The sequence below is a fragment of the Rhodobacter sp. NSM genome (assembly GCF_052244495.1).
In the GTDB taxonomy this organism is placed as follows: Bacteria; Pseudomonadota; Alphaproteobacteria; order Rhodobacterales; family Rhodobacteraceae; genus Cereibacter_A.
Window position 1 is genome coordinate 232403 of the sequence record NZ_JBQPXH010000003.1, and the last position, 24497, is coordinate 256899.

At 66.3% G+C, this 24497-nt stretch carries 23 protein-coding genes and 3 tRNA genes; 14 read left to right on the forward strand and 12 right to left on the reverse strand.

Annotated elements, in window-relative coordinates:
* The first annotated feature begins 77 nt into the window (after nt 1–77).
* The 6 genes from ACTVZP_RS08190 (at nt 78) to ACTVZP_RS08215 (ending at nt 5801) form a co-directional block, all read left to right on the forward strand.
* Nucleotides 78–350, forward strand: coding sequence for a hypothetical protein (locus ACTVZP_RS08190; protein WP_443211657.1), 273 nt, complete (start codon nt 78–80; stop codon nt 348–350).
* Between the two features lie 513 nt (nt 351–863).
* Nucleotides 864–2486, forward strand: coding sequence for a glucan biosynthesis protein (locus ACTVZP_RS08195; protein ID WP_443211658.1), 1623 nt, complete (start codon nt 864–866; stop codon nt 2484–2486).
* Nucleotides 2486–2686, forward strand: coding sequence for a hypothetical protein (locus ACTVZP_RS08200; RefSeq protein ID WP_443211659.1), 201 nt, complete (start codon nt 2486–2488; stop codon nt 2684–2686). Before ACTVZP_RS08195 ends, ACTVZP_RS08200 begins: the two co-directional genes overlap by 1 nt.
* Before the next feature lie 3 nt (nt 2687–2689).
* Nucleotides 2690–4477, forward strand: coding sequence for a glucans biosynthesis glucosyltransferase MdoH (gene mdoH / locus ACTVZP_RS08205; protein ID WP_443211660.1), 1788 nt, complete (start codon nt 2690–2692; stop codon nt 4475–4477).
* Entirely contained in the window at nt 4470–5669 is a 1200-nt protein-coding gene (locus ACTVZP_RS08210; protein ID WP_443211661.1) for an OpgC family protein, read from the forward strand. Before mdoH ends, ACTVZP_RS08210 begins: the two co-directional genes overlap by 8 nt.
* Before the next feature lie 57 nt (nt 5670–5726).
* A tRNA-Gly gene (locus ACTVZP_RS08215) sits at nt 5727–5801 on the forward strand.
* 744 nt (nt 5802–6545) lie between these two features.
* Here ACTVZP_RS08215 and ACTVZP_RS08220 read toward each other — a convergent pair.
* A tRNA-Cys gene (locus ACTVZP_RS08220) sits at nt 6546–6619 on the reverse strand.
* A 194-nt stretch (nt 6620–6813) separates the two neighbouring features.
* On the opposite strand from ACTVZP_RS08220, the gene rpsF reads away from it, so the two are divergent.
* From rpsF to rplI, 3 genes are read left to right on the forward strand one after another with little or no spacing between them, the layout of a single operon-like run.
* The gene (gene rpsF, locus ACTVZP_RS08225) at nt 6814–7221 is read left to right on the forward strand and encodes a 30S ribosomal protein S6 (RefSeq protein ID WP_443211662.1); all 408 of its coding nucleotides are present in this window, start codon (nt 6814–6816) and stop codon (nt 7219–7221) included.
* A 21-nt stretch (nt 7222–7242) separates the two neighbouring features.
* Complete coding sequence (gene rpsR, locus ACTVZP_RS08230) at nt 7243–7470, forward strand: 30S ribosomal protein S18 (protein WP_002720283.1); 228 nt, start codon at nt 7243–7245, stop codon at nt 7468–7470.
* Between the two features lie 12 nt (nt 7471–7482).
* The gene (rplI, locus tag ACTVZP_RS08235) at nt 7483–8052 is read left to right on the forward strand and encodes a 50S ribosomal protein L9 (protein WP_443211663.1); all 570 of its coding nucleotides are present in this window, start codon (nt 7483–7485) and stop codon (nt 8050–8052) included.
* A gap of 377 nt (nt 8053–8429) precedes the next feature.
* Here the strand turns inward: rplI and tig are convergent, their stop codons facing one another.
* A complete protein-coding gene (tig, locus tag ACTVZP_RS08240; RefSeq protein ID WP_443211664.1) occupies nt 8430–9764 on the reverse strand; it encodes a trigger factor in 1335 nt (444 codons plus the stop codon).
* Between the two features lie 24 nt (nt 9765–9788).
* Nucleotides 9789–9873 (reverse strand) — tRNA-Leu (locus tag ACTVZP_RS08245).
* A 200-nt stretch (nt 9874–10073) separates the two neighbouring features.
* Between ACTVZP_RS08245 and ACTVZP_RS08250 the strand changes: the two genes are divergently transcribed.
* The gene (locus ACTVZP_RS08250; RefSeq protein ID WP_443211665.1) at nt 10074–10544 is read left to right on the forward strand and encodes a Hint domain-containing protein; all 471 of its coding nucleotides are present in this window, start codon (nt 10074–10076) and stop codon (nt 10542–10544) included.
* Nucleotides 10545–10587: 43 nt separating this feature from the next.
* On the opposite strand, the gene ACTVZP_RS08255 is transcribed toward ACTVZP_RS08250, so the two are convergent.
* Together ACTVZP_RS08255 and ACTVZP_RS08260 are read right to left on the reverse strand one after the other, a co-directional pair.
* Nucleotides 10588–11430, reverse strand: a complete 843-nt coding sequence (locus ACTVZP_RS08255; RefSeq protein ID WP_443211666.1) for an NAD(P)H-hydrate dehydratase — start codon at nt 11428–11430, stop codon at nt 10588–10590.
* On the reverse strand, nt 11427–12101 hold the full coding sequence (locus ACTVZP_RS08260; protein WP_443211929.1) for an NAD(P)H-hydrate epimerase: 675 nt from the start codon (nt 12099–12101) through the stop codon (nt 11427–11429). Before ACTVZP_RS08260 ends, ACTVZP_RS08255 begins: the two co-directional genes overlap by 4 nt.
* A 199-nt stretch (nt 12102–12300) precedes the next feature.
* On the opposite strand from ACTVZP_RS08260, the gene ACTVZP_RS08265 reads away from it, so the two are divergent.
* Together ACTVZP_RS08265 and glnA are read left to right on the forward strand one after the other, a co-directional pair.
* A complete protein-coding gene (locus ACTVZP_RS08265) occupies nt 12301–12639 on the forward strand; it encodes a P-II family nitrogen regulator (RefSeq protein ID WP_443211667.1) in 339 nt (112 codons plus the stop codon).
* Between the two features lie 84 nt (nt 12640–12723).
* The gene (gene glnA, locus ACTVZP_RS08270) at nt 12724–14133 is read left to right on the forward strand and encodes a type I glutamate--ammonia ligase (protein WP_443211668.1); all 1410 of its coding nucleotides are present in this window, start codon (nt 12724–12726) and stop codon (nt 14131–14133) included.
* A 99-nt stretch (nt 14134–14232) separates the two neighbouring features.
* Here the strand turns inward: glnA and ACTVZP_RS08275 are convergent, their stop codons facing one another.
* Genes ACTVZP_RS08275 through ACTVZP_RS08285 form a run of 3 tightly spaced genes read right to left on the reverse strand, consistent with a single transcriptional unit; the run spans nt 14233 to nt 17203 of the window.
* On the reverse strand, nt 14233–15285 hold the full coding sequence (locus ACTVZP_RS08275) for a sensor histidine kinase (RefSeq protein WP_443211669.1): 1053 nt from the start codon (nt 15283–15285) through the stop codon (nt 14233–14235).
* Entirely contained in the window at nt 15282–15719 is a 438-nt protein-coding gene (locus ACTVZP_RS08280; RefSeq protein ID WP_443211670.1) for a response regulator, read from the reverse strand. The genes ACTVZP_RS08275 and ACTVZP_RS08280 overlap by 4 nt, the downstream gene beginning before the upstream one ends.
* Nucleotides 15716–17203, reverse strand: coding sequence for a sensor histidine kinase (locus tag ACTVZP_RS08285; RefSeq protein WP_443211671.1), 1488 nt, complete (start codon nt 17201–17203; stop codon nt 15716–15718). The genes ACTVZP_RS08280 and ACTVZP_RS08285 overlap by 4 nt, the downstream gene beginning before the upstream one ends.
* A 328-nt stretch (nt 17204–17531) precedes the next feature.
* Between ACTVZP_RS08285 and ACTVZP_RS08290 the strand changes: the two genes are divergently transcribed.
* Both ACTVZP_RS08290 and ACTVZP_RS08295 read left to right on the forward strand, forming a co-directional pair.
* Nucleotides 17532–18650, forward strand: a complete 1119-nt coding sequence (locus tag ACTVZP_RS08290) for an ATP-binding protein (RefSeq protein WP_443211672.1) — start codon at nt 17532–17534, stop codon at nt 18648–18650.
* Nucleotides 18647–19957, forward strand: coding sequence for a vWA domain-containing protein (locus ACTVZP_RS08295; protein ID WP_443211673.1), 1311 nt, complete (start codon nt 18647–18649; stop codon nt 19955–19957). Before ACTVZP_RS08290 ends, ACTVZP_RS08295 begins: the two co-directional genes overlap by 4 nt.
* A gap of 374 nt (nt 19958–20331) precedes the next feature.
* Here ACTVZP_RS08295 and ACTVZP_RS08300 read toward each other — a convergent pair whose 3' ends face one another.
* The 4 genes from ACTVZP_RS08300 to ACTVZP_RS08315 form a co-directional block, all read right to left on the reverse strand.
* Complete coding sequence (locus ACTVZP_RS08300; protein WP_443211674.1) at nt 20332–21009, reverse strand: hypothetical protein; 678 nt, start codon at nt 21007–21009, stop codon at nt 20332–20334.
* 250 nt (nt 21010–21259) lie between these two features.
* A complete protein-coding gene (mmsB, locus tag ACTVZP_RS08305) occupies nt 21260–22132 on the reverse strand; it encodes a 3-hydroxyisobutyrate dehydrogenase (RefSeq protein ID WP_443211675.1) in 873 nt (290 codons plus the stop codon).
* On the reverse strand, nt 22129–23163 hold the full coding sequence (locus tag ACTVZP_RS08310; protein WP_443211676.1) for an enoyl-CoA hydratase/isomerase family protein: 1035 nt from the start codon (nt 23161–23163) through the stop codon (nt 22129–22131). Before ACTVZP_RS08310 ends, mmsB begins: the two co-directional genes overlap by 4 nt.
* Nucleotides 23160–24299: an acyl-CoA dehydrogenase family protein gene (locus ACTVZP_RS08315; RefSeq protein WP_443211677.1), complete on the reverse strand. Its 1140-nt coding sequence runs from the start codon at nt 24297–24299 to the stop codon at nt 23160–23162. Before ACTVZP_RS08315 ends, ACTVZP_RS08310 begins: the two co-directional genes overlap by 4 nt.
* Between the last annotated feature and the right edge of the window lie 198 nt (nt 24300–24497).

Genomic DNA, 24497 nt, shown 5'->3' on the forward strand with positions numbered 1-24497 from the left:
GGTTGCGGGGAACGACCCTTGCAGGCAATTCGGACAGGCGGCCCGCCCGGGCCGCCCGCCGACACCGGAGGACAAGGATGGCGCAGCGCGAGCCCGAGAGGGCCAATATCACGGATCTCGCTTCCCGCCGCGCCGCGCGCGAGACGAAGGGCGAGCATTCCTGGCTGGTGCCTCATCTGATCTCGCTCATCGGCTACGCCGAGCGTCACGGTCTTGCCGAAGTCGAGCATGCGCTCACGCAAGCTGCCGAGCAGATCGCACCTTCCTTGCAGCCCGAAGCGCAACAGGGTGCATCCACCGCCGATCGCCTCGTGTATCTGCGCCGTCCCTACCCCGAGAAGCGCGACTGACGCAGCTGCGGCGGTTCGCAGGCTTCTGAAGCAGCGGGATGGACGCGCGCGTGTCTCCGTCCATGGCAGCGGCGCGTCAGCCGCCCATTGGCGTTACCCACCTTCCACAGTCCTGCGTCGGCCCCCGACATTCGAAAGGCGTAGCCAGCGACATCTCGTCCCATGCGGAACGACGCACGCGGCCCACCGCGTCGTCAGGGTACGGGCGACGCGCAGGCGACTCACCTCGCTGGAGGGGTCCCTTTGCCGAGCATCGGAGCGTTCTTTCTCTGCCTGTCTGCAGCGCAGCATCCGCATGCTGATGCCCGATGCGAGGCGCACGCCGGACCGCGCTGCGCGATGGCGCGGGAACATGCGATGTATTGCACACATCTTCGGCGAATCCGCGCTCACATGTGCACTGCGGCATCGGCCGATCTTGCAAGTCACCACGCTACAACCATATTGCTGAGCGGTGCGAATCTCGCAATTGCACCCTGCAAGCCATTGAAAACCGGACTTCGTCTTTCGGATATGACCGCACAAGCCGCCCCCTCTGCCAGACTGAACCGCCGCCTGCTGCTTTCGACGGCAAGCTCGTCGATCGCGCTTGCCGCGACGGGGCTGATCGCGCTTCCCCTGCGGGCCCAGGACGCCCCGGCCGAGGAGCCCCCGGCTTCCGTTCCGGACGCTGCGCCGCAGCAGTTCAGCTTCGACTGGCTGACCGAGGAGATGCGGGTCGCGGCCACGCAGCCCCATGCGGAACCCGAGAACCTGACCGGCTTTCTCGGCGAACTTCAGTACGACGATTACCGCTCGATCAACTTCCGGACCGATCGGTCGCGATGGGCTGATACGGACAGCATGTTCCGCATCCAGGCCTTCCACCTCGGCTGGCTCTTCGGCGCGCCCGTCCGGCTTTATGACGTCACCGACGGCTTCGTCCACGAGATGAAGTTCTCGACCGACGACTTCGAGTACCGCAACGATCTGGCCACCCGGGTGGCTGCGCATGTGGACCTGCCCGGCGTCGCCGGCTTCCGGATGAACTTTCCGCTGAACAGACCCGATGTCTATGACGAGCTGGTGGCCTTCCTCGGCGCCAGTTATTTCCGCGCGCTTGGTCGCGGCAATGGCTACGGCATCTCGGCACGCGGGCTGGCGGTGAACACCGCTACCTCCTCGCCCGAGGAATTCCCGCGGTTCTCGCGCTTCTATCTCGAGCGTCCACGGGCCGGCGGGCTGTCGGCCGAACTGTTCGCCGCCATGGAAAGCCCGAGCGTGACCGGCGCCTACCGCTTCGTCATCACGCCCGGCATCGAGACCGAGATCGAGGTGACGGCGAGGCTCTTCTTCCGCAATGCGGTGACGCAGCTCGGCGTGGCGCCCCTCACCTCGATGTTCCTGTTCAGCGAGAAGAACCGCGCCTCCTACGACGATTTCCGGCCGAACGTGCACGACAGCGACGGGTTGGCCATCCGCCGTCACGACGGCGACATCCTCTGGCGGCCGCTGAACAACCCGCCCCGCCTCGCGAGTAGCTACTTCGGCGAGGAGAACCTGCAGTCCTTCGGGCTGCACCAGCGGAAGCGGTCCTTCGAGGACTATCAGGATGCCGAAGCCCATTACGAGCTTCGGCCCTCGGTCGAAGTCGAGCCGATCGGCGACTGGGGAAAGGGCGTGGTGCGCCTGGTCGAGATCCCGACGCGCTACGAGACGAACGACAACATCGTGGCCTTCTGGGTACCTGAAGGGCAGATCTCCGCCGGCGATGCGCGCGAATATGCCTATCGTCTGCGGTGGGGAACCCTGCCGGTCGAAAACCCCTCGGACGTGGCCCACATATGGGAGACACGCGCCGGACACGGCGGTGTGTCGGGGGTCGAAAATGCCGGGGAAACCCGCAAGTTCGTCATTGATTTCAAGGGTGGCCTGCTGGGTGGATTGCCGGGCGACGCCGAAATCGAGGCGATCTCTTCGGTGCAGCACGGACAAATCGTGACGCAGACCCTTGAACGACTCGACGGGATGGACATATGGCGTCTCGTCCTCGACGTAGCCGCGGCGGAAGGAGCCACGGTGGAACTGGCGGCACATATCGCCGGTTATGGACGCAAGCTCTCAGAAACATGGCTCTATCAGTGGATCAAAGCCTGATGCTTAACACTGCCGACCTTTTGCGTGCCGAGGCCCTCGAGGCCAACTCGGTCGAAGATATCGCGGCTCTCGTAGACCAGCTCGGCGCGCCTCCGGCCGCGCCCTGCCCCATGCCCAAGCAACAGCTCGAGCCGAACGCCACCGGCCTTCTGTCGATGCTGCGGCTGTTCGGGGTCCGTGCCCCGAGGCCGGGGCACTGAGCCATGCCTCCGGAACGGCGCCTGCGCGCCGTCACGCTGGCCTCGCGTCTCGTCGCAGCGGCTATCAGCCTCATCGCGGCGGCCGGGGCCTTCTTTCTTTTTCTGCAGTTCGGCTCGACGGACGGTCTGGACTCGATGGACATCACGCGCAGCGTGCTGATCCTCGTCTCGACCTCCTGGCTGGGCTGGGGTGCGGCGCATGCCGTGCTCGGCCTCTTCACGCGTCCGCGCCGCCCGCCGGGCGTCCGGGCCGATGCGCCGATTTCGGCGCGGACCGTCATCCTCGTCCCCGTCTACAACGAGGATCCCGTCTCGACCTTCTCGCGGATCGCCGCCATGGATGCGTCGCTTGCGGCCACCCCGTGGCAGCGCAAGTTCGACTTCGCGATCCTCTCCGACACGCGTGACGAAGGCGTCGCCGCGCGCGAGCGGTTCTGGTTCCTGCGCCTGCTGCGGGAACGGGATGGCGAAGGCCGCATCTTCTACCGCCGCCGCGCCGTGAACCGAGGCCGCAAGGCCGGCAACATCGAGGATTTCATCCAGAAGTCCGGCTCGGCTTACGAATTCGCCGTCATCCTCGACGCGGACAGCCTGATGGAAGGCGAGACGCTCGTCGACATGGTGCGCCGCATGGAGGCGGAGCCGAAGCTCGGCCTGCTGCAGACGCTGCCGGTCGTCACGAAGGCGCGCGCGCGCTTCGGCCGGTCGATGCAGTTCTCGGCCGCCCTTCATGCACCCGTCTTCGCCCGCGGTCTCGCCATGATGCAGGGCAGCACCGGCCCCTTCTGGGGCCACAACGCCATCGTGCGCGTGCAGGCCTTCGCAGAGAGCTGCGGCCTGCCCGAACTGTCCGGCCCGCCGCCCTTCGGCGGCCCGGTGATGAGCCACGACTACGTCGAGGCCGCGCTGCTGGCCCGCGCCGGCTGGCTCGTCCGCTTCGACGACGACATCAAGGGCTCGTACGAGGAGGGTCCGGAGAACCTCGTGGACCACGCGAAGCGCGACCGTCGCTGGTGTCAGGGCAACCTCCAGCACGGCCGCATCCTGTTCGCGCCGGGGCTGCGGGCCTGGAACCGCTTCGTGTTCCTGCAGGGGATCATGGCCTATATCGCGCCGCTCTTCTGGCTGGGCTTCATCGGGGCCTCGATCGCGGCGCCCTTCTTCGCCCCGCCGCTCGACTATTTCCCGGTGCCCTACTGGCCGTTCCCGGTCTTCCCGTCCGACGAGACATGGAAGGCGATCGGCCTGGCCGTCGGCATCTTCGGCCTCCTGCTGCTGCCCAAGCTGATGATCGCCATCGATGCGATCCTTACCGGTCGGGCGGCGGGCTTCGGCGGCGCGTTCCGGGTATTGGTCTCAACCCTCGCCGAGCTCGTCTTCTCGAGCATCATCGCACCGATCCTCATGGCCTTCCAGACCCGCTCGGTGCTTCAGGTGCTGCTCGGGCGAGACGGGGGCTGGCCGACCAACAACCGCGGCGACGGCAGCCTGTCCATCGGGCAGGCGTGGATGGCCAGCCACTGGATCGTGACCTGGGGTCTCCTGGGCATCGGCGCCACCTATTATTTTGCGCCGGGCCTCGTGCCCTGGCTGCTTCCCGTGGCACTTCCCATGATCTTTTCTCCCCTCGTGATCGCGGTCACGTCAAAGCGCAGCCGATCGGCTCTGTTCACGATGCCGCTCGAGATCGCGCCTACACCCGTGCTGCTCGCACATCAGGCCATCCTCGCGGACTGGGAACGCAATCCGGCGCCGGAGGCCGTGCCGGCCATGGCGGTGAGCCATGCGTGAGCAATCGCCGCACGGCGCCGGGCGCGACAAGCGTCTCGACATGTTCCGCGGCCTCGCGCTGGTGATGATCTTCATCAACCATGTGCCGGGCACGATCTGGGAGAACTTCACAAGCCGCAACTTCGGCTTTTCGGACGCGGCCGAGGGCTTCGTGCTGATGTCCGGCATCGCCGCCGGCCTCGCCTATTCCAAGGGTTTCTGGGAGCCGAGCTGGGCGGCCGCCCGAAAGGTGTGGCGGCGGGCCTGGACGCTCTATCTCGTGCATCTTCTCACGACGATCTGGGCCATTGCGATCTCGGCGATCTACGCGTTGAAGTTCGCCTCTACGCAGCTTCTGCACGAGAACCAGGTCTGGGTGCTTTTCCAGAAGCCGCTCGGCTTCCTGATCGGCGTGCCCGCGCTGACGCATCAGCTCGGCTACACCAACATCCTGCCGCTCTACGCCACGCTCCTGCTCGTCACGCCGCTCCTCATCATCGCGGCGCTGCGCTGGCCCCGGTTGCTGCTCGCCGGTTCGATCCTGTTCTGGGCGCTGACGGGGCAGTTCCGTCTGAACCTGCCGAACTACCCAAACCCCGGCGGCTGGTTCTTCAACCCGCTGGCCTGGCAGATCATCTTCGTGTTCGGCCTTCTGACTGGGGTGGCTCTGAAGAAGGGGCGGCGGTTCGTGCCGATCCTGCCGTGGCTGCAGGCACTGGCGGCGGGCTATCTCATCCTCGCGCTGCTCTGGCTGAAGGTGCCCTTCATCTACGACACAATGAACCACTTCATGCGCGTGCTGAACCGGGACCTCGGCCTGCCCTTCTACATCACCGCCTTCGACAAGACCTTCGCTACCGTGCCGCGGCTGCTGCATGTGCTGGCACTGGCTTACCTGCTCAGCACGCTCGCGTCCGTGCGGAGGCTCTCCGCCTCTTCCTGGGCCGAGCCCTTCGCGCTGCTCGGCCGGCACGCGCTGCAGGTCTTCGCGACGGGTACGATCCTGTGCTTCGTGATGCAGGGCGTGAAGGACGTGGCGGGCGACCGGTTCATCCTCGACACGTTCCTTCTGTCGGTGGGCCTCTCCATCCAGTTCCTGGTGGCCTGGCTTGCGGATCGCTGGAAGGCGGAAAGCGCCGCGAAGGCCGCGGCAAAGCCGGCTGCGCCCGCACCGCAGGCGGCTCCTGCAGTCCGGGCGCACGGCGCGCTGTGAGTGCGAAATAGCCTCTTGCAGCCGCCCGGCGCCTCCGCTAATACGCGGCCACGGAGTGCGGGCGTAGCTCAGGGGTAGAGCATTACCTTGCCAAGGTAAGGGTCGTGAGTTCGAATCTCATCGCCCGCTCCAGATGACCAGAGGGGCACCTGCACGGTGCCCCTTGTCATTCCGCCCCCTTCGGATGCAGTGATCGACGTCAGCCGCGGCCGCCGTCCTGGCAGCACAGCACCCGCCTCGGCCATGGCGGCGCGGAACTCGGCGTCCGGATAGGATCCGCGCCCGGTGTATCGGGAGGGGAATGCCGGGGGCGACGGCCAGCGCCTCCACGTGGCACTCCGCCTCCTCGAGGAAGCGACCGGGCGGCCCGTCCGTCAGCATCTCGCGCCGGAACCGGCGGCGCGCGACGAAGCGTGCGCGGCAGATGGACACGTTTCCGGTTCCTTCGGCCGCCTCGATCACGAAATCCGGCGAGGTCCCGTTGCGAAGGTTTCAGACATAGCCTGCCAGCGTCGCCGCGGCCGCGGCCAGCAGGACCGGAGGACCGGAGGACCGGAGACCTGCAAGTGCGCATCCCGGTTGAGCAAGAGCCTCAGCAGCCGGTCGAAGCCGACGAAGTGGTCCATGTGGAGATGCGAGACGAAGACATGCCTGATCTTGCGCATCTCGCGCAGAGCGAGAGGTGCGAGATCTTTCAGTTCGGGCAGGATCGAGCGCGGCCGGAACCGGAGCTCGGGCAGGAGGCCCGGGTCCCCGAACGGCGGGTGAATCAGTCTGGGGGCGACGAGCGAGACCAAGCGGAGGCATCCCGGCTGCGAAGGCGCCACGCTGACACTCAGCAGGCCCAAGAGCAGAAGGCACATCCGGGGGATGCTCTGGAGGCGGGTACCGGAATCGAACCGGTCTTCACGGATTTGCAATCCGCTGCGTAACCTCTCCGCCAACCCGCCGGAGCGCGTTTCGTGTAGTGGCTCGCGCGGGGGCCGTCAAGAGCCCCCGCGCCGCCTTCGCGCTTGCGTCCGGCGTCCAGACCGCTATAAGGCCGCATCCTTCCGCACTCATGCGAACCGGCGCAGACTCTCGTGGACGGGCCGCGGAAGGAATGGCCCGACCTATGAAATGCGCCCGACAGATCGGAGCTTGCATGTCTCTCTACGAGCATGTCTTCATCGCGCGTCAGGACCTATCCAACGCGCAGGCCGAAGGCCTCATCGAACATTTCTCCACGGTCCTCGCGGACAACGGCGGCAAGGTCGTCGAGCGCGAGTACTGGGGCGTCAAGACGATGGCCTACAAGATCAACAAGAACCGCAAGGGCCACTATGCCTTCCTGAAGTCGGATGCCCCCTCGGCTGCCGTTCAGGAAATGGAACGCCTGATGCGTCTTCATGACGACGTGATGCGCGTGCTGACCATCAAGGTCGACAAGCACGCCGAAGGCCCCTCGATCCAGATGCAGAAGCGCGACGAGCGTGAGCGCGGCGACCGTGGCGACCGTCCCGATCGTGGCGACCGCGGCGATCGCGGTGACCGCGGCGGCTTCCGTCGCTGATCGAGCAGAGGAGACATTCCCATGGCCAACAAACCCTTCTTCCGCCGCCGCAAGGTCTGCCCCTTCTCGGGCGACAACGCCCCGGCGATCGACTACAAGGACACCCGTCTGCTCCAGCGCTACATCTCCGAGCGCGGCAAGATCGTGCCCTCGCGCATCACCGCCGTCTCGGCCAAGAAGCAGCGTGAACTCGCGGCCGCCATCAAGCGCGCCCGCTTCCTCGCCCTGCTCCCCTACGCCGTGAAGTGAGGAGCTGATCCCATGCAAGTCATCCTTCTCCAGCGTGTGGCCAAGCTCGGCCAGATGGGCGAGGTCGTGAGCGTCAAGGACGGTTACGCCCGCAACTACCTGCTGCCGCAGGGCAAGGCGCTGCGCGCGAACGAGGCGAACATCAAGTCGTTCGAGGCCCGCAAGGCCCAGCTCGAGGCGCAGAACCTCGAGACGAAGCAGGAAGCCGCTGCCGTCGCCGAGAAACTCGACGGCCAGAGCTTCGTCGTGATCCGCTCGGCTTCCGACGCCGGCGCGCTCTACGGCTCGGTCACCACGCGGGACGCTGCCGAGGCCGCCACCGAGGCCGGCTTCACCGTCGGCCGCGGGCAGATCGTGCTCGACCGTCCGATCAAGGACCTGGGCCTGCATACCGTCACCGTGACGCTGCACCCGGAAGTCGTGGTCAAGATCACGCTGAACGTGGCCCGGTCTGCCGAGGAAGCCGAACTGCAGGCTTCGGGCAAGTCGATCCAGGAGCTCGCGGCCGAAGCGGAAGCCGCGGCCGATTTCGAGATCGCCGAACTCTTCGACGAGATCGGCGCCGCCTCGCAGGACGAATAATCGGTTCGACAGGACCGACCGAAAGCCGCGCCTCCTGGCGCGGCTTTTTCATGTGCCGCGGTCTGTCCGAACCACCTCGCCGCCTCCCGCCCGGCCGGTGCGGCAGACGGCGACCCTTCCCTGCCACCGGCAAGAGGCAAGGCGGCCTCATCCCCCGGATGCGGGCAGAGCGTCGGCCTCGTCCCGCCGTTCAGGATCGGCATTTCGGGCAAAGGAGGTTCCCGGGAACTGTGGCTTCCGTCGTCCCCAAGTCTCGGGAAGGGCCCGCGGCCCTCGAACGAGCGGAACCTCTCCCCCTTCCCGTTCAGGATTGTCTGCTTGCGCAACGAAAAAGGCCGCCCCAGAAGGAGCGGCCCCGATGTCGCCGTGGCGGCGGATCACATCTCGTCGAGAGCCTCGATGGCCTTCTGCAGGTCGTCCTTGCCGACTTCCTTCTCGGTCACCGTCGCGCCCTCGAGGATCAGGTCCACGACCTTGTCCTCGAAGATCGGCGCGCGCAGCTGCTGCTGAACCTGCGGGTTCTTCTGCACGAACTCGAAATAGGCGCGCTCCTGGCCCGGATACTGGCGGGCCTGGGCGAGGACCGCCTGGGTCATCTCGGCATCGGTCACCGTCACCTCGGCCTTGCGGCCGATCTCGGCCAGCAGCAGCCCGAGGCGCACACGGCGCTCGGCCAGAGCCTTGTGCTCGTCAGTGGGCTCGATGCTGCCGTGGTTGTGGCCGTGCTCTTCCGGGTGCTCCTCGTGCCAGAGCTGGTGCGCGATCTGATGCGCCTCGGCTTCCACGAGCTTGGAGGGCAGCTCGAAGCTCACCATCTTGTCGAGCTGGTCGAGCAGCGCCCGCTTCAGCACCGCGCGCGAGGCGCCCTTGTATTCGGCCTCGAGCCGCTCGGAGATCTGGGTCTTGAGAGCCGCGAGATCTTCGGCGCCGTATTTCTTTGCCAGCTCGTCGTCGACCTCGGCCGGCTTCGGCGCCTTGACCGCCTTGACCGTGCAGGCGAACTCGGCTTCCTTGCCGGCGAGGTGCTTCGCGCCGTATTCCGCCGGGAAGCTGACCTTGACCGTCACCTCGTCATCGACCTTCGCGCCGACGAGTTGCTCCTCGAAGCCCGGGATGAACGAGCCCGAGCCCAGCACGAGGGGATAATCCTCGGCAGAGCCGCCCTCGAACAGTTCGCCATCGACCGAGCCCTTGAAGTCGATGACGATCTGGTCGCCGTCCTTGGCCTTCGAGCCCTTGCGGCGGTCCTCGAAGTTCTGCGCCGACTCGGCGAGGTTCTTCAGCGCCTCCTCGATGGCGGCATCGTCGGCCTTGACCACGAGACGCTCGACCGTGACTTTCGAGGTCTCGACCTCGGGGATCTCGGGAAGGGCCTCGTATTTCATCTCGACGACGACGTCGGTGCCTTCCTTCCAGGTCTCGCCGTCGAGCATGCGGACTTCCGGCTGCATCGCCGGACGCTCGCCCGAGGTCTCGAGATGGTCGCGCATGGCGCCGTCGATGGCATCCTGCATCGCATCGCCGAGCAGACGCGCGCCGAACTGCTTCTTCAGCATGGCGAGCGGCACCTTGCCCTTGCGGAAGCCCTTCATCTCGATGTCGGGCTGCGCCTCGACGAGCTTTTCCTGGACCTTGGCGTCCAGTTCGGCAGCGGTCACCGTGATGGTGTACGCGCGCTTCAGACCTTCCTTCTGGGTCTCGGTGACCTGCATGTCTCTCCGTCCTTCTTGTTCCTCTGGTGCGGGTGAAGGGACTCGAACCCCCACGCCTTGCGGCGACAGGACCTAAACCTGCTGCGTCTACCAGTTCCGCCACACCCGCCTTCGGGGCCGCACCGCGGTGCGCCCCGAAAATCCGCGCCCTTCTAGCAAAGGGCCCGCCCCGATGCGAGAGGAAAAGCGAGCGGAGGAAAGGCAGGGCTGCCCCGCATTCGCCCCAAACTGTCCCCTCTTCGCCTTAGAATCGCACCATGCCCGGTGTTGTTTCGGGACGTGCCACCGAAGCGCAGGAAAGGGCGAGAGATGAGTGCCACCCCTTCGACCGGAACCGAGCTTCTGCATCTCGTAAGGCTCGCCGCCGAAACTCCGGTTCACACGCTGAAGGGCACGATACCGGCCGGAGACCTGCAGGAAGGCGACCGGCTGATCGCACGCTCCGGCGCCGTCAGGCTCGCACGGGTGCGCCGCGAGGTCCTGTCCGACATCGACATGGTGCGCGTGGGTGCGAGCACCATGGCGCACAACCGGCCGGAGGCGCCGCAGATCATGCCCGCCGAGCAGCCGCTTCTCCTGCGCGGCGAGCGGGCCGACATGGTCTACGGCAGCATCCCCGCGAAGGTTCCGGCGGGACGGATCGCGGACGGCAAGCTCACGCGGATCGAGCGCATGAAGGAGCTGCGAGTGGTCACGCTCGGTTTCTCCGCACCGGCCGCAATCTACGCAGGCGACCTTCAGCCCGTCACGCGCCCCGAGGAAGTGCCCGTCGAGGCCTGATCGGGCGGGCGTCGGACCGGCACGAGGGCCGCACGCTCCGCGTCTAGAGGCCGAGGCGCGCGAAGACACCGGGCAGCGCCTCGGGCAGGTCTTCGGCGATGAGGCCGGCACCGAACGCACGCGCGGCCTCGACATGCAGCCAGACGCCCGCTTCGGCGGCCTCCTGCGGCGAGAGACCTCTTGCGAGGAGTCCCGCGATGAGGCCGGCCAGAACGTCCCCGGCACCCGCCGTGGCGAGCCAGGGCGCAGCCCGCACACCGGTCGCAGGATGGACCGCCGGACCACCGGGACCGGCGATCACGGTCTCGGCTCCCTTCAGAAGCAGGATGCAGCCCGCACGGTCGGCGGCGGCGGCGGCCGCAGCCGCGCGGGCCGCCCGATCGCCTGACGGGTCAAGGTCGGGAAACATCCTGCGGAACTCGCCCGCATGTGGCGTCAGCACGCAGCAGGGATGGAGATGCGCCGCGAGAGCCGGATCGCGGGCCAGAAGCGTGAGCGCATCGGCGTCGAGGACCGTCGGGCGTCGCGAGGCGAGCGCTGCAGCGACAAGCTCCGCCCGCTGCTCCGCAAGCCCCAGCCCCGGACCGAGGCAGAGCGCGGACAGACGGTTGTCCTCGAGCAGCCGCTCGAGATCCCCGCCCCCGTCGATCGCGCGCAGCATCACAGCGTCGAGCCGTGCCGCGTTCTCGGGAACGGCGGCCGCCGGACATCCGAGCGTCACCAGCCCGGCGCCCACGCGCAGGGCCGCACGCGCTGCAAGCCGCGCCGCGCCGCCATGACCGGGCGGGCCGGCAAGGACCAGCGCGTGACCGTGGTCATACTTGTGCTGCCCCTCATGCTTGGCGAGGCGCTGCGGATCCGGCGCACCGATCTCCCGCAGGGTCATGCCGGCAGCCCGATGTCAGCCACGACGACGCGTGTGCCGCCGGCGCGGAGCCGGGCGTGAACGGGCTTTTCCGCATGGAAGGTCACGATCAGGTCGGCTTCGAACGGGCGCTGTCCCAGCATTTCGCCGGTATCGCAGTCGTAGCCTGTCGGCACGTCCACGCTGACGGTCCGGATCTCCACCGGGTTCGGGGCGGCGCTCCACCGGTCCCGCGCCATCCAGAATGGCCGCAGCAGGTCGTCCGACGGGCGGTTCTGCCCGATCCCGAGAAGGGCATCGACGACCAGAAGCGGCTCGCGGATGTGCTGATCGGGCAACGCCTCGAGGTCTTGACAGCGTCCCCCGAGGTCGCGCCACCGCAGTGCATTGGTCCAGGCATCGCCGCCGGAACGGCCTGCGGGCTCGCCCGTTGCGCCATCAGGCGGGAACAGCGCCTCCCAGCCTCGGGCGTAGACGGTGACCTTCCAGCCGCGCGCCGCGAGCAGGCGCGCGACGACGAACCCGTCCCCACCGTTGTTGCCGGGGCCGCAGACCACCACGGCCTCGGCCGAGCCGTCGAGGTGCGGCCATTCGGCCAGAACGGCCTGCACCACGCCCTCGCCTGCCCGCTCCATCAACTGCAGCCCGGTCACCTGTCCCGCCTCCATCGCAGCCGCTTCGATGGCGCGCATTTGAGCAGAAGTGACAAGTTGCACCATTTTACGCCTCAAGACGTTCTTACTCTGCTTATTATTCAGGCTCCTCGCCACTATCTTGAGCGGTGCGACGAGATTCCCATGCCCCGGCCGTCATGCCCGATCCTAGCCAATTGTTCCTGCCTGCGAGAAGTGGTCAGTGGCTTTCGGACAAGGGCAAAGGGGGAGTCGAGCCGTGAAGAAGATCGAGGCGATCATCAAGCCTTTCAAGCTCGACGAAGTGAAAGAGGCGCTGCAGGCCGCCGGCGTGCAGGGGCTTTCTGTCACCGAGGTGAAGGGCTTCGGACGCCAGAAGGGCCACACCGAGCTCTATCGCGGAGCGGAGTATGTCGTCGATTTCCTGCCGAAGGTGAAGATCGAGGTCGTCATCGCCGACGACATGGTCGAAACCGCCGTCGAGGCAATCGTCTCGGCCGCGCGCACCGACAAGATCGGTGACGGCAAGATCTTCATCAGCCCCGTCGAGCAGGCGATCCGCATCCGCACCGGAGAAACCGGAGAAGACGCGGTCTGACCCCCGGGAACGGGGCCCCCAAGGACAGGGGCCGGCACCGCAGAACCGGCCCTCCGACAGCGATCCTTCAGCAAAGGGAAGACAATGAGCAAAGTAGCTGATGCTCTCAAACTGATGAAAGACGAGGAAGTCGAATACGTCGACATCCGCTTCACCGACCCGCGCGGCAAGCTCCAGCACGTGACGCTGGTGGCCGACCTCGTCGACGAGGACTTCTTCGAGGAAGGCTTCATGTTCGACGGTTCGTCCATCGCCGGCTGGAAGTCGATCGACCAGTCGGACATGAAGCTGATCCCGGATGCGGGCTCGGTCTACATCGACCCGTTCTATGCCGAGAAGACGATGTGCGTCCACTGCAACGTCGTCGAGCCCGACACCGGCGAGCCCTACTCGCGCGACCCGCGCGGCACCGCGGTGAAGGCGGAAGCCTATCTCAAGGCCTCGGGCATCGGTGACGCGGCCTACTTCGGCCCGGAAGCCGAATTCTTCATCTTCGACGATGTGCGCTACTCGGTGACGCCTGCGAAGGTGGCCTACCAGATCGACGCCGATGCGGCGGCCTGGAACACGGACTCGGAATACGAGATGGGCAACCTCGCCCACCGCGCCGGCCACAAGGGCGGCTACTTCCCGGTCAACCCGATCGACGAGGCCCAGGATCTGCGCGGCGAGATGCTCTCGACCATGAAGCGCATGGGCATGAAGGTCGACAAGCACCACCACGAAGTGGCGACCTGCCAGCACGAACTCGGGCTGATCTTCGGCACGCTGACCCAGCAGGCCGACAACATCCTGAAATACAAGTACGTCATCCAGAACGTCGCGGCCGCCTATGGCAAGACCGTGACCTTCATGCCGAAGCCCATGAAGGGTGACAACGGCTCGGGGATGCACGTCAACATGTCGATCTGGAAGGACGGCAAGCCGCTCTTCGCCGGCGACAAGTATGCCGACCTCAGCCAGGAAGCCCTGTGGTTCATCGGCGGCATCCTGAAGCACGCCAAGGCGCTGAACGCGCTGACGAACCCGGCGACGAACAGCTACAAGCGCCTGATCCCGGGCTTCGAGGCCCCCGTCCTGCGCGCCTACTCCGCCCGCAACCGCTCGGGCTGCGTCCGTATTCCGTGGACCGAGTCGCCGAAGGCCAAGCGCGTCGAGGCCCGCTTCCCCGATCCCTCGGCGAACCCGTATCTCGCCTTCGCGGCCCTGCTGATGGCCGGCCTCGACGGCATCAAGAACAAGATCGATCCGGGCCCGGCTTCGGACAAGGACCTCTACGACCTGCCGCCGGAAGAACTGGCCGCGATCCCGACCGTCTGCGGCTCGCTCCGCGAGGCGCTGGAAGAGCTGGAAAAGGACCACGACTTCCTGCTGGCCGGCGACGTGTTCACCCGCGACCAGCTCGACGGCTACCTCGCCCTGAAATGGGAAGAGGTCTATGCCTACGAGCACACGCCGCACCCGGTCGAATACCAGATGTACTACAGCTGCTGATCAAGGCGGCGAGGGACAGGAAAGGGCGCCTCCGGGCGCCCTTTCGCATTCCGGATCACCTTCCCGCGGGGATCATCCAGTGCTTGGCAGCGACACGGCTCAGCCGACCGTCTCGCACTCCGTCTCGAACTCGATGACGACAGTGGTACCCCGGGCCGTATCCGGCTGCTCGACGGTTCCGCCAAGCTGGTCCACCATCGCGCGCATCAGGCGGCGGCCGAGGCCGGTGCCGCGGCTCTCCGACAGGGGCGAGCTGCCGATGCCGTCATCGGCGACGACAAGCCGCCCCTTCCCGTCCCGCCCCTCGGCAAGCGTCACCGAGAGACGACCGCCGGTCCCCCCCGGCCACGCATATTTCGCCGCATTCGTGACGAGTTCCGAGACCACCACGCCAAGGCAGACCGCGCGATCCGCACCGATATGGACCGGCACGGTCGCAACCTCGAGGCGCACCTCCGACGGCAGGGTCGCCGTAAAGTCTGACAACATCGTGCGCAGATATGTGCCGAGTTCGACCTGCCGCCCCTCATTGCCGAGATAAAGGCTCCGATGGACAGCGGCCACGGCCCCGATCCGTCCCTGCGCCTCGGCCAGCGCCGTCCGCACCTCCTCCGAGGCCGAAGCCTGCGCCTGAAGCCGAAGGAGCGACTGAACCATCGCGAGACTGTTGGCGACCCGGTGATGCACCTCCGAGAGAAGCATCTCGGCCCTCGCCCGCGCGGCATGGGTCTCGGCATCCGCGCGATCCCGCGCTTCCTCGAGCTCGAGCTTGACGATGGCCTGCCGGATCGAGCGTTCCAGCAGCGGCAGGAACTCCTCGGTTGCGCTCTTGATCACGTAATCGTCGGCGCCTGCCTTCAGCGCCGCGACGGCGACGGTCGCCTCGCTCGAGCCCGTGACATAGATGGCCGGAACCTTGCTGCCCGCGGCGCGCATCCGCGCGAGGATGTCGATCCCGGTGCCGCTCGGCAGGTAGTGATCGAGCACGACGGCGCTGAACTTCTCTCCGAGGAGAAGTCGGTCGGCCTCGGTGGCGTCGGGCGCATGAACCACCTCGATGCCAACCCGGGCGAGCGCCTTCTGGATCAGGCGCGCAAGAACCGGGTCATCGTCGATGTAGAGGATCCGCGACCGTGTCGGCGCGTCGCTCATGGAACCTGGATCACCGAGAAGAACAGGCCGAGTTGGCGGATTGCATTCGCGAAGCTCTCGTATTCCACGGGCTTCGTGATGTAGACGTTGGCTCCCAGATCGTAGCATCGCTTGATCTCGCGCTCGTCATCGGTTGTTGTCAGGATCACGACGGGCAGGTGCTTCACGTGCGGGTTGGTCTTGATCTTCTCGAGGATGTCGATGCCGGTCATGTCAGGCAGGTTCAGGTCTAGCAGGACGAGCAGATAGCGGTCGCTCATCTCTTGGCCAGTGCGGTCTGCACCGAGGATGTAGTCGAGCGCCTCCGTGCCGTTCACGAAAGGCACGATCTCGTTGTGGACCCCTGCCCGCCGGATGTTCTTCTCGATCAGCCGGGCGTGGCCCTCGTCATCCTCGACCATCACGATGGTCACTTCACGCCCCAGCGCCTTCATGCCTTCACCTCGTCCAGAACCCGGCGCAGATCGGTCGGAACGTGCAGGATGAATGTCGCCCCCTGACCTTCGACCGACCGCAGGGTAATCTCGCCGCCGATATTTCGCATCAGTGTGCGGACATGTGCAAGACCAATTCCCTCGCCCGGCTTGTCCTGGGCGCCCGAGCGGCGGAAGAGGTCGAAGACGCGGTCATGGTCGTCCGCCCGGATGCCGCGGCCATTGTCCTCGACCTCGATCACCACGAGGCGCGGCCCTTCCGGCCGCACCCGCACATAGAGACGCAGCGGGCGGCCGGGCTTGGCATATTTCACCGCGTTGTCGAGCAGGTTTCCAAGCGCCTGCTCGAGAACCAGCCGGTCCGAAACGATCTTCGGAACCTCGACCGACATCTGCGCCTCGCCCCCCGCTTCGACGATCTGATGCTGCACGGTGTCCAGCGACTGCCGCACCAGCGCTTCAAGGTCGAGCGGCGCCGGTCGCAGTTCACGCCGCCCGTCACGCGAGATCTTCAGGATCGCATTGATCAGGCCATCCATCTTCCGGGTGGACGAGCGGATGAATTCGAGCGCCTCGGGCAGATCCTCGGCCGCCGCCGTGCGCGCGTCGTGAATGTCGCTCTCGCTGACCGGGGCACCGTCCGCCAGCACATAGGCCTGCAGGGGCTTCAGCGCGGTCTCCAGTTCGCTGGTGAAGCCCATGATGTTCACGAGCGGAGCGCGCAGGTCGTGGGTGACGATATAGGCGAACCGCTGCACTTCCTGATTGGCGGCGATCAGGTCGACGGTCCGCTGCTGCACACGTTCCTCGAGACTCGCATTCAGCCTGCGCATGTCTTCATCGGCCTTGCGGAGCGCGACGATCTGGCGCCTGAGGACGAGGACCGCGGCCCCGATGATGGCCAGCGTCGCCAGGCCTCCCAGCACCGAAAGCGCTTGCAGCAGGACGTTCAGCCGGTGCTGTGAACCGATGCCACGAGCGTTCCGTGCGTCCGACTCGTCGATCACCGTCGTCAGGATCTCGCGGATCCGGTCCATGACCGCACGCCCCTCGCCATTCGCCACGATGGCCCGACCGCCCTCGACATCGCCCGCACGGGCGGCCTCGATGGTTCGCGCGGCGATGGCGAGGCGGCGCTCGACCAGATCCCTCAATTCGTCATTCCCCTCGCGGCCCAGTTTGAGACGGTCCGTCTCGAGCGCTTCGAGCTGCAGCGGCACACTTGCCAGCGATTGCTCGTAAGGCTCCAGGAATGAGGAATCCGAGGTGATGAGGTAGCCGCGCTGCCCGACCTCGATATCCTGCAAGGCCGACAGCAGATCCGCCGCATGACGACGCGTCGCCCTCTCCTGCACGATGGCTTCGAACGTGCGTTCGGCTCTGAGGCTGGTGAAGGTGGCAGACCCGGCCAACAGCGCGATAAGCACTCCGCCGAGAAGAAACAGCCATGTCGTCGTGCTGTCGCGTCCTGTCCGAAACGGCAATTGAAAGATCCTGCAGGAAATCTAGTTGAAGCATAGGCTAGCACGGCACAACGCGCTGCCAATGGGCGAGCCGAAAGATCTTCTTCATCTTCGTCCCGCCCGATCCGCAACGCCCCGCGCAAGGGCTTGCGGCCGGGGATTCGCCCAAATTTGCCTCATACCTGAAAGTTACTGTCAATGCGACAAATTATCGCATGACATGGGAACTTTTCGTGCCATCTGCTCTTGAGAAACTGCGCGAAGCGAACGAACCGCCCCGCGCATGCCTTCCCCACCGGCCCCTCGGGCCGTTGGCGGTCCCTTTGCGATGGAAGTGAAAGGAACAGTAATGACCGTCAATACCATGAATGTTTCGGCCGGCCAGGCACAGCAGGTGCTGAGGGAGGGCTGGGCCGCGCAGCGGGCGGGGGCTCTCACCACGTCGTGGATGCTCCATGGCAGGCCCGGCGTGGGCAAGACCGAGATCGTCCGGCAACTGGCCGCCGAACAGGGTGCGCACTTCTACGACCTGCGGCTCACCACGATCGAGAGCCAGGATCTGCGCGGCCTTCCCTATTACGACCACGAGACGAAGAAGACGCAATGGTATCGGCCGGAGGATCTGCCGGACGATCCCGACCAGCCCTCGCTGCTTTTCCTCGACGAACTCACGGCGGCGCCGCCGCACCTTCATCCGGCGGTGTACGGCCTCCTGCTCGAGCGCCGCGTGGGCCCGCATCACCTGCCCGACAATGTCTTCGTCGTCGCGGCCGGAAACATGATCGAGGACGGCGCGGTTGCCTACGAGATGGGAACGGCCTTGTCGGACCGGCTTGTGCACCTTCAGGTCCGGGCCACCGCGTCCGACTGGCTCGAGAACTATGCAATTCCGCGTGCCTTGCACCCGGCGGTGCTGGCCTTCATCCGGATGCGGCCCGACCTGCTCGAGACGACGGCAGAGGCGCTCGACCGCGGCGTGATGATCTCGACGACTCCGCGCAGCTGGGAGCGCGTGAGCCGTATCATGGGCGCCGTCCCTGATCGGGCGCTCCGCCGTATCATGATCTCGGGGACGGTCGGCGAGGCTGTTGCCGCCGAATTCATGCTTGTCGCCGACGACATCGAGACTTCGGTGTCGGTGGAACGCCTGCTGACCGCGGCCCCGCACGAGCGGATCATGCTCTACCCGGACTCGATGCACGGACTTCACGCGCTGATCTATGGCCTCGTGGGTGCGCTTGGCCCGCAGACCGCAGCGCCGGTGATCGACGTCATGGCCGGCATCCGCACTCTGGATATTCATCGCACCGACAGCGGCTTTGCCCGCATGCCGCTCGCCGAACTCTGCACCCACGGCTTCGAGATGGCGATCCGGCGTGGCCTGGAGCAAGGCCTTGCAGATGATTTCCTCGGGCATCCGGCCTACGCTGCCTATGCCAACGAGCGGCAGGCCATGGGTCTCGAATGAGCATTCGGCATTCCCGCCGCGCCGGAGCGGCATTGCGCCGGCTTTCCGAAGAAGACCCGGCGCTCGGTGCCTTGTCCCTCTGGTGCGCCCACCGGGACAGCGACGAGCGTGACCAGGCCGCCTGGACGGACGGGCGCTCCATTTTCTACGGCCCCGGCTTCGAGGCGCTTGCCCCGCATGAGCAGGTCGGTCTGGCCGCCCATCAGGTTCTGCATCTGGCCCTGCGCCACGGTCCGCGCGCGCAGGACATGCAGTCGCGATTCGGCGACCGCTACGACGACGAGCTCTTCAACATTTCCTGTGACGCGATCCTCAACCAGACGCTCGTCGAGGCCGGTCACTGCATCCCGCGCCCTGCGGTGCTTCTTCCGGATCTGCTGAAAGCGGCCCTTCCGGAAGAGACAAAGACGAGCCAATGGGACGCCGAAGGCCTCTACATCCGCCTTCAGGCGGATTCTTCTCGTTCCGGCAAGGGAAAAGGTGACGGTGACGGCAAGGGCCGCGGCTCCGACAGTTCCGAGAACGCACGTCCCGATGCGGCAGAAGCTGCCCGGCAGTTCGCCCGACAGAAGGGTTTCAGTTCGGATCTGGAACCCTGCCCCGGACCGGTGGAGGGAGACGAGGACGAATCGCCCGATGCCTCAGACTGGCAGGACCGCATCACGCGGGCCATGGAGGCAGGACGTTCTGCCGGGCGCGGGATCGGCACCTTGTCCCAGAAATTCTTGGACCTTCCGCAGGTCGGATTGCCCCATTGGGAACGTCTCCTGCGCCGGCTGATCTCGAAGGCGCTGGCTCAGGTTCCGCGACCCGACTGGGGCGTTCCTGCGCGGCGATGGCTGGCCGCCGACAGCGCGGCGCGGGCCGCACACGGGTTCCAGCCCGCCTTCCAGCCCTCGCGCCGCGCGGACTGCAGCCGCGCCCGCGTGGCGATCGGCGTCGATACCTCTACCTCGATCGACGATGCGAGGCTCTCGCTCTTTGCGGCGCAGGTCGCAGGGATTGGCCGCCGCACCGGAGCCGAGGTCCACATCCTGGCCTTCGACACCGTCGTCAGTGGCCATACGAAGATGCAGGGCATGTCCTGGGAAAACGAGATCCAGCGCGTCGATTTCGCTCGCGGCGGCGGAACGGATTTTCGTCCGGTCATCCAGAGCGCGCTTGAAATCGATCCGTCGGTCATCGTCATGCTCACCGACCTGGACGGACCCTGCGGGCCCGCGCCGAAGGTTCCGGTGATCTGGGCCGTGCCACAGGATGACGTTCCGAAGCCTCCATTCGGAAAGGTCATCAGCCTTGCGCGCTGAAAGATCGGGGCGCGCGGCGTGAAAGCACCGCCGCACGTCGCAGCTGACCTGTAGTCCGTCGGCACCTGCGTCCAGCGCGCGGCACTTGCGCGCGATCAAGCCGCTTGATTGCAGACACGCGTAACAGCCCAGGCAACCAGCAATCAGGCTGATGTCGGCTCGGCTTGTTGACCCGTGCTCGCGTTAGGCTCATCCTGCGCAGCAGCATCGACCGTCATCGACGCATGTCAAGGCAGACGCCTTGGACACTGATGCGGCGGAAGAGATGCAATGGAGTGGCTGATCGGGACCCGCTCCGTCCTTTGGATGGAGCACAAGCGAGCCGGCGCGGCTGGCCGCCACACGCGTCCCGCGAAAATCAGGAGCTTTGCGCGTCAGGCCCGGGCAACGGCTCGGGCCATGGCGGCCAGCCGCGCATGGGCAGAGATGCTCGACACCTCGAGCGAGACCTCTCGCATCGGCTTCTTCTGCACGAGATTGACCCGCAGCAGGGCCGCCTCGTTCAGGCCCTCCGCGAAGAGGGTCTCGCGAACCATGCGCTGCTCCTCGGCCGTCAGGTCGAGCACGCGAGCATCCGCCGTGCTTTGCACCGACACGAGGGTCATGGGGGGCAAACGGGCGAGCGAGGATTGCTCGATCACGAGGGTCAGTCGCCCCGCCTGAATGCCACGGCCCGCCGCAATCCGCGTCAGCACGTTCTTGCCCCGCAGCCGCAGGAGATCGAGAACCCGATCTACTTCGTCCTCATCGCCATTGCGGGCCTTCACCGGCGCCAGATTGCCTTCGGCGAAGAGGAGAAGGAACAGCAGGATCGGCGAAAGCGCAAGCGACGCGGTCACCAGATCCGGTGCGATCACGACGGCCGCGGGGATCGGAGCGACGACCGCCCCGTTGCGCAGCATGGACGATTCAACCGCCATTCGCCAGAACGCGCTCGACAGCATCAGACGTCGCGGCAACGGCCGCTGCGGTTCGGCAAGCCGGCCCGGAAAGCGCCGCACCTTGAGCGTTCTGCGATTGAAGATCGTGGAGGGAGCAAGAACGAAAATCATGTGTGTCACCTGCCTTTAGGCGTTCAATGCTGACACGACGCAACGGTTCCCGTTCGCCGGGTCAGAACTTGGTGACAATGCTTTTCGGGCACGCAGCGAACACGAGCCCGCGACGGATCGCACAAAAATCAGGCGATCTCCGGCACGAGGCGGTCGTGAAATCCTGGTCCTTCGATCTTCTACAGAAACCACCAGCTGGATGCAGGCTGCGTTACGGAAAACTATACCGCAAGATGCACCACGCGCAGGCTCAGCTTCGGTTACGACCCTCGAACCTTGGCAGCATGGCCGAAAAATCCTTGCCCCTGCCGTCCTCCTGCTCGACGAAAATCTCGTAGAGCTCAGCCGCGAGGCGACCCATCGGCGTGTCGGCATCTGCGCCCGCGGCCGCCTGCTGCGAAAGGCGGAGGTCCTTCAGCATCAGTTCCGCCGCAAATCCCGGCTTGTAGCCATTATCCGCCGGGCTCGTCGGCCCCACGCCCGGCGCCGGGCAATAGGCGTTCATCGTCCAGCTGTATCCCGATGAGGTCGACACCACGTCAAACATCTTCTGCCTGTCGAGGCCCAGCTTGTCGGCCAGCGAGAAGGCCTCGCAAGTGGCGATCATCGTCACGCCAAGGATCATGTTGTTGCAGATCTTGGCCGCCTGCCCTGCTCCGGGCCCTCCGCAGTGGACGGCCTTCTGACCCATGATCTCGAACAGGGGCCGAACCTTTGCGAAGGCCGCGTCGCTACCTCCCACCATGAAGGTGAGCGTGCCGGCCGCAGCACCACCAACCCCGCCGGAGACCGGAGCGTCGAGCGCACCAAGCCCCGCCGCCTCGGCTTCGGCAGCCACTGCGCGGGCGCTTTCCACATCGACCGTCGAACAGTCGCAGAGCACGGCACCCGCGGCCATCGCGGGAATGACCTCCTGCGCCACCGCGCGCAGAATGGCGCCGTTCGGCAGCATCGTGACGACCACTTCCGCACCCGCTGCCGCCTCGGCTGCCGAACCTGCGGCCTTCACTCCTTCCGGCGCAGCGGCTGCCGTATCGTATCCCGTCACCTCGTGCCCCGCCGCCAGGAGGTTGCGCGCCATCGGCCCGCCCATGTTGCCAAGACCAATGAATGCGATTTTCATTCTTTATCCTCCTCAAATGTCAGCGCGTCTGCTCCGAGAGGCGACAGCAGGTCGGCAACTTCCTCCGCGCTCACATCAGCGGCGGTCGAGTGCCGCCAGCGCGGATTGCGGTCCTTGTCGACAATCGCAGCGCGAATACCCTCCAGGAAATCGGCCTGAGCCTGCGCGCGAAAGGTGAAACGATATTCCAGTTCCAGTGCCGCGCGGATCTCCGCCCGCGATCCGAGACGGCGCAGGATTTCGAAGGTCGCGCAGAGCGCGATGGGCGAGGCAAGCCGAAGCGCCTTCAGCGCCTCCTCGGCGAAGGGCGTCCCCTCGGATTCGAGAGCCAAAATGAGGGCCGGCACGGTCTCGGCCTCGAAGAGGCGGCCGATCTCCTCGCGCAGTTCGGGCAGGCGCTCGACCGGCGGATCGTGGGCGGGAATACTCAGGTTCCCTGCCTCGAGCAGCGCGATCACGTCGGGCCATTCGGCCTCCGGCACGAAATGGTCGGCGAAACCGGCATGGATGGCGTCGCCGGGCCCGATGCGGCTGCCCGTGAGGCCCAGCCACAAGCCTACCCGCCCCGGAGCATGCGCCAGCAGGTGCGTGCCGCCCACGTCAGGCACAAGACCGATCGCGCATTCCGGCATCGCGATCCGGCTGGTCTCGCCAACGATGCGGTGGCTGGCATGGCAGCCGAGGCCCACGCCGCCGCCCATGGTGAAGCCCTGCATGAGGCTGACGACGGGTTTCGGATAGGCCGCGATCCGTGCGTTCATCCGGTATTCGTCGCGCCAGAACCTCTGACCGAAGGCGTGGTCGCCGGCGCTGCCGCGCGCATGAAGCTCGGCAATGTCGCCGCCCGCGCAGAAGGCGCGCTTGCCGGCCGCATCCATGACCACCAGTTCCACCTCGGGATCGCACGCCCATTCCCTCAGGGCAGCGTCGATGCCGAGGCACATGTCGTAGCTCAGGGCGTTGAGCGCATCAGGCCGATTCAGCGTGATGCGGCCGGCACGCCCGACCCGGCGGATCAGGACATCGCTCATGCTGCCACCAGCGAGCGGGCGACGATCACCCGCATGATCTCGTTCGTCCCTTCGAGAATCTGATGCACCCTCAGGTCGCGCACGATCTTCTCGATTCCATAATCTGCCAGATAACCGTAGCCGCCGTGCAGCTGCAGGCACTGGTTGGCCACCTCGAAGGCTGAATCCGTGACGGCGAGCTTCGCCATGGCGCAGAACTTGGTGGCATCGGCGGCATTCTGGTCGAGCTTCCATGCCGCCTGCCGAAGGAAGGCGCGCGCCTGCTGAAGCTTCACTTCCATCTCGGCGAGGCGGAACTGAAGCGCCTGGAAATCGTCGAGGCGGCGGCCGAAGGCTCGGCGCTCGGCCATGTAGGCGAGGGTCGCGTTGAAGGCCGCCTGCGCCCCCCCGAGAGCGGTTGCCGCGATGTTCAGGCGCCCGCCGTCCAGTCCCGCCATGGCATAGGCGAAGCCGCGCCCCTCCTCTCCCACCAGATGGTCGGCGGGCACGGGGCAGTCGTCGAACTGCACCTGCCGCGTCTCCTGCGCACGCCAACCCATCTTGTTCTCGAGCCCGCCGAAGCTGAGGCCCTCCGTGCCCGACGGCACGAGCAAGGCCGAGATGCCCTTCGGCCCGTCGCCGCCCGTGCGGCACATCGTGAGATAGGCGTCCGAGTAGCCGCCGCCCGAGATGAAGGCCTTCGTTCCGGTGAGGCGGTAGCCCTCGCCCGTACGTATGGCACGGCTGCGCAGGGCCGCGGCATCCGAACCCGCGCCGGGCTCGGTGAGGCAGTAGGAGACGAGCGTGGTGAGGTTGCAGATCCCCGGCAGCCATCGCGCCTTGAGCGGTTCCGCGCCATAGCGGTCGATCATGCCGGCGCACATGTTATGGATCGACAGGAAGGCCGCGACCGATGGGCAAGCCATCGCCAGGGCCTCGAAGACGAGCGTCGCATCCAGCCGGCCCAGGCCGGATCCGCCATATTCCTCCGATACATAGACGCCACCGAGGCCGAGAGCGGCGACCTTCGGCCAGAGCGTGCGCGGGATGGTTCCCGCCTCCTCCCAGGCCCGCGCATTCGGTGCGATCTCCTCGGCGCCGAACTCGCGGGCCATGTCGTAGATCGCCTGCTGCTCCTCGCTCAGCGCGAAATCCATTCTGCCTCCCCTCCAATCCCCGGGCGAGGTTAGAGCAGCCGCCGCAGAACTGTAAAGCGAGTGGGACGTTACGTAATATTCCGGCTTGATGGGGACGGACCTGCGACGCCGGACGCCGGAGGCAGTCGGTTCAGAGCGCTTGTGCGGCTGCGTCCTCCTGACGAGCGGATCCGGCATCAACTGGCGAGGCGCCCAAGC

Coding starts and splice junctions, on each gene's coding strand:
- ACTVZP_RS08200 (WP_443211659.1), top strand. CDS start 2,486: ATGCTTAACACTGCCGACCTTTTGCGTGCCGAGGCCCTCGAGGCCAAC.
- ACTVZP_RS08315 (WP_443211677.1), bottom strand. CDS start 24,299: ATGGATTTCGCGCTGAGCGAGGAGCAGCAGGCGATCTACGACATGGCC.
- ACTVZP_RS08195 (WP_443211658.1), top strand. CDS start 864: ATGACCGCACAAGCCGCCCCCTCTGCCAGACTGAACCGCCGCCTGCTG.
- glnA (WP_443211668.1), top strand. CDS start 12,724: ATGAGCAAAGTAGCTGATGCTCTCAAACTGATGAAAGACGAGGAAGTC.
- ACTVZP_RS08255 (WP_443211666.1), bottom strand. CDS start 11,430: ATGACCCTGCGGGAGATCGGTGCGCCGGATCCGCAGCGCCTCGCCAAG.
- ACTVZP_RS08290 (WP_443211672.1), top strand. CDS start 17,532: ATGACCGTCAATACCATGAATGTTTCGGCCGGCCAGGCACAGCAGGTG.
- mdoH (WP_443211660.1), top strand. CDS start 2,690: ATGCCTCCGGAACGGCGCCTGCGCGCCGTCACGCTGGCCTCGCGTCTC.
- rpsR (WP_002720283.1), top strand. CDS start 7,243: ATGGCCAACAAACCCTTCTTCCGCCGCCGCAAGGTCTGCCCCTTCTCG.
- ACTVZP_RS08300 (WP_443211674.1), bottom strand. CDS start 21,009: ATGATTTTCGTTCTTGCTCCCTCCACGATCTTCAATCGCAGAACGCTC.
- mmsB (WP_443211675.1), bottom strand. CDS start 22,132: ATGAAAATCGCATTCATTGGTCTTGGCAACATGGGCGGGCCGATGGCG.
- ACTVZP_RS08280 (WP_443211670.1), bottom strand. CDS start 15,719: ATGAAGGCGCTGGGGCGTGAAGTGACCATCGTGATGGTCGAGGATGAC.
- rplI (WP_443211663.1), top strand. CDS start 7,483: ATGCAAGTCATCCTTCTCCAGCGTGTGGCCAAGCTCGGCCAGATGGGC.
- ACTVZP_RS08210 (WP_443211661.1), top strand. CDS start 4,470: ATGCGTGAGCAATCGCCGCACGGCGCCGGGCGCGACAAGCGTCTCGAC.
- ACTVZP_RS08190 (WP_443211657.1), top strand. CDS start 78: ATGGCGCAGCGCGAGCCCGAGAGGGCCAATATCACGGATCTCGCTTCC.
- ACTVZP_RS08260 (WP_443211929.1), bottom strand. CDS start 12,101: ATGCGCGCCATCGAAGCGGCTGCGATGGAGGCGGGACAGGTGACCGGG.
- ACTVZP_RS08310 (WP_443211676.1), bottom strand. CDS start 23,163: ATGAGCGATGTCCTGATCCGCCGGGTCGGGCGTGCCGGCCGCATCACG.
- ACTVZP_RS08250 (WP_443211665.1), top strand. CDS start 10,074: ATGAGTGCCACCCCTTCGACCGGAACCGAGCTTCTGCATCTCGTAAGG.
- ACTVZP_RS08295 (WP_443211673.1), top strand. CDS start 18,647: ATGAGCATTCGGCATTCCCGCCGCGCCGGAGCGGCATTGCGCCGGCTT.
- ACTVZP_RS08275 (WP_443211669.1), bottom strand. CDS start 15,285: ATGAGCGACGCGCCGACACGGTCGCGGATCCTCTACATCGACGATGAC.
- rpsF (WP_443211662.1), top strand. CDS start 6,814: ATGTCTCTCTACGAGCATGTCTTCATCGCGCGTCAGGACCTATCCAAC.
- tig (WP_443211664.1), bottom strand. CDS start 9,764: ATGCAGGTCACCGAGACCCAGAAGGAAGGTCTGAAGCGCGCGTACACC.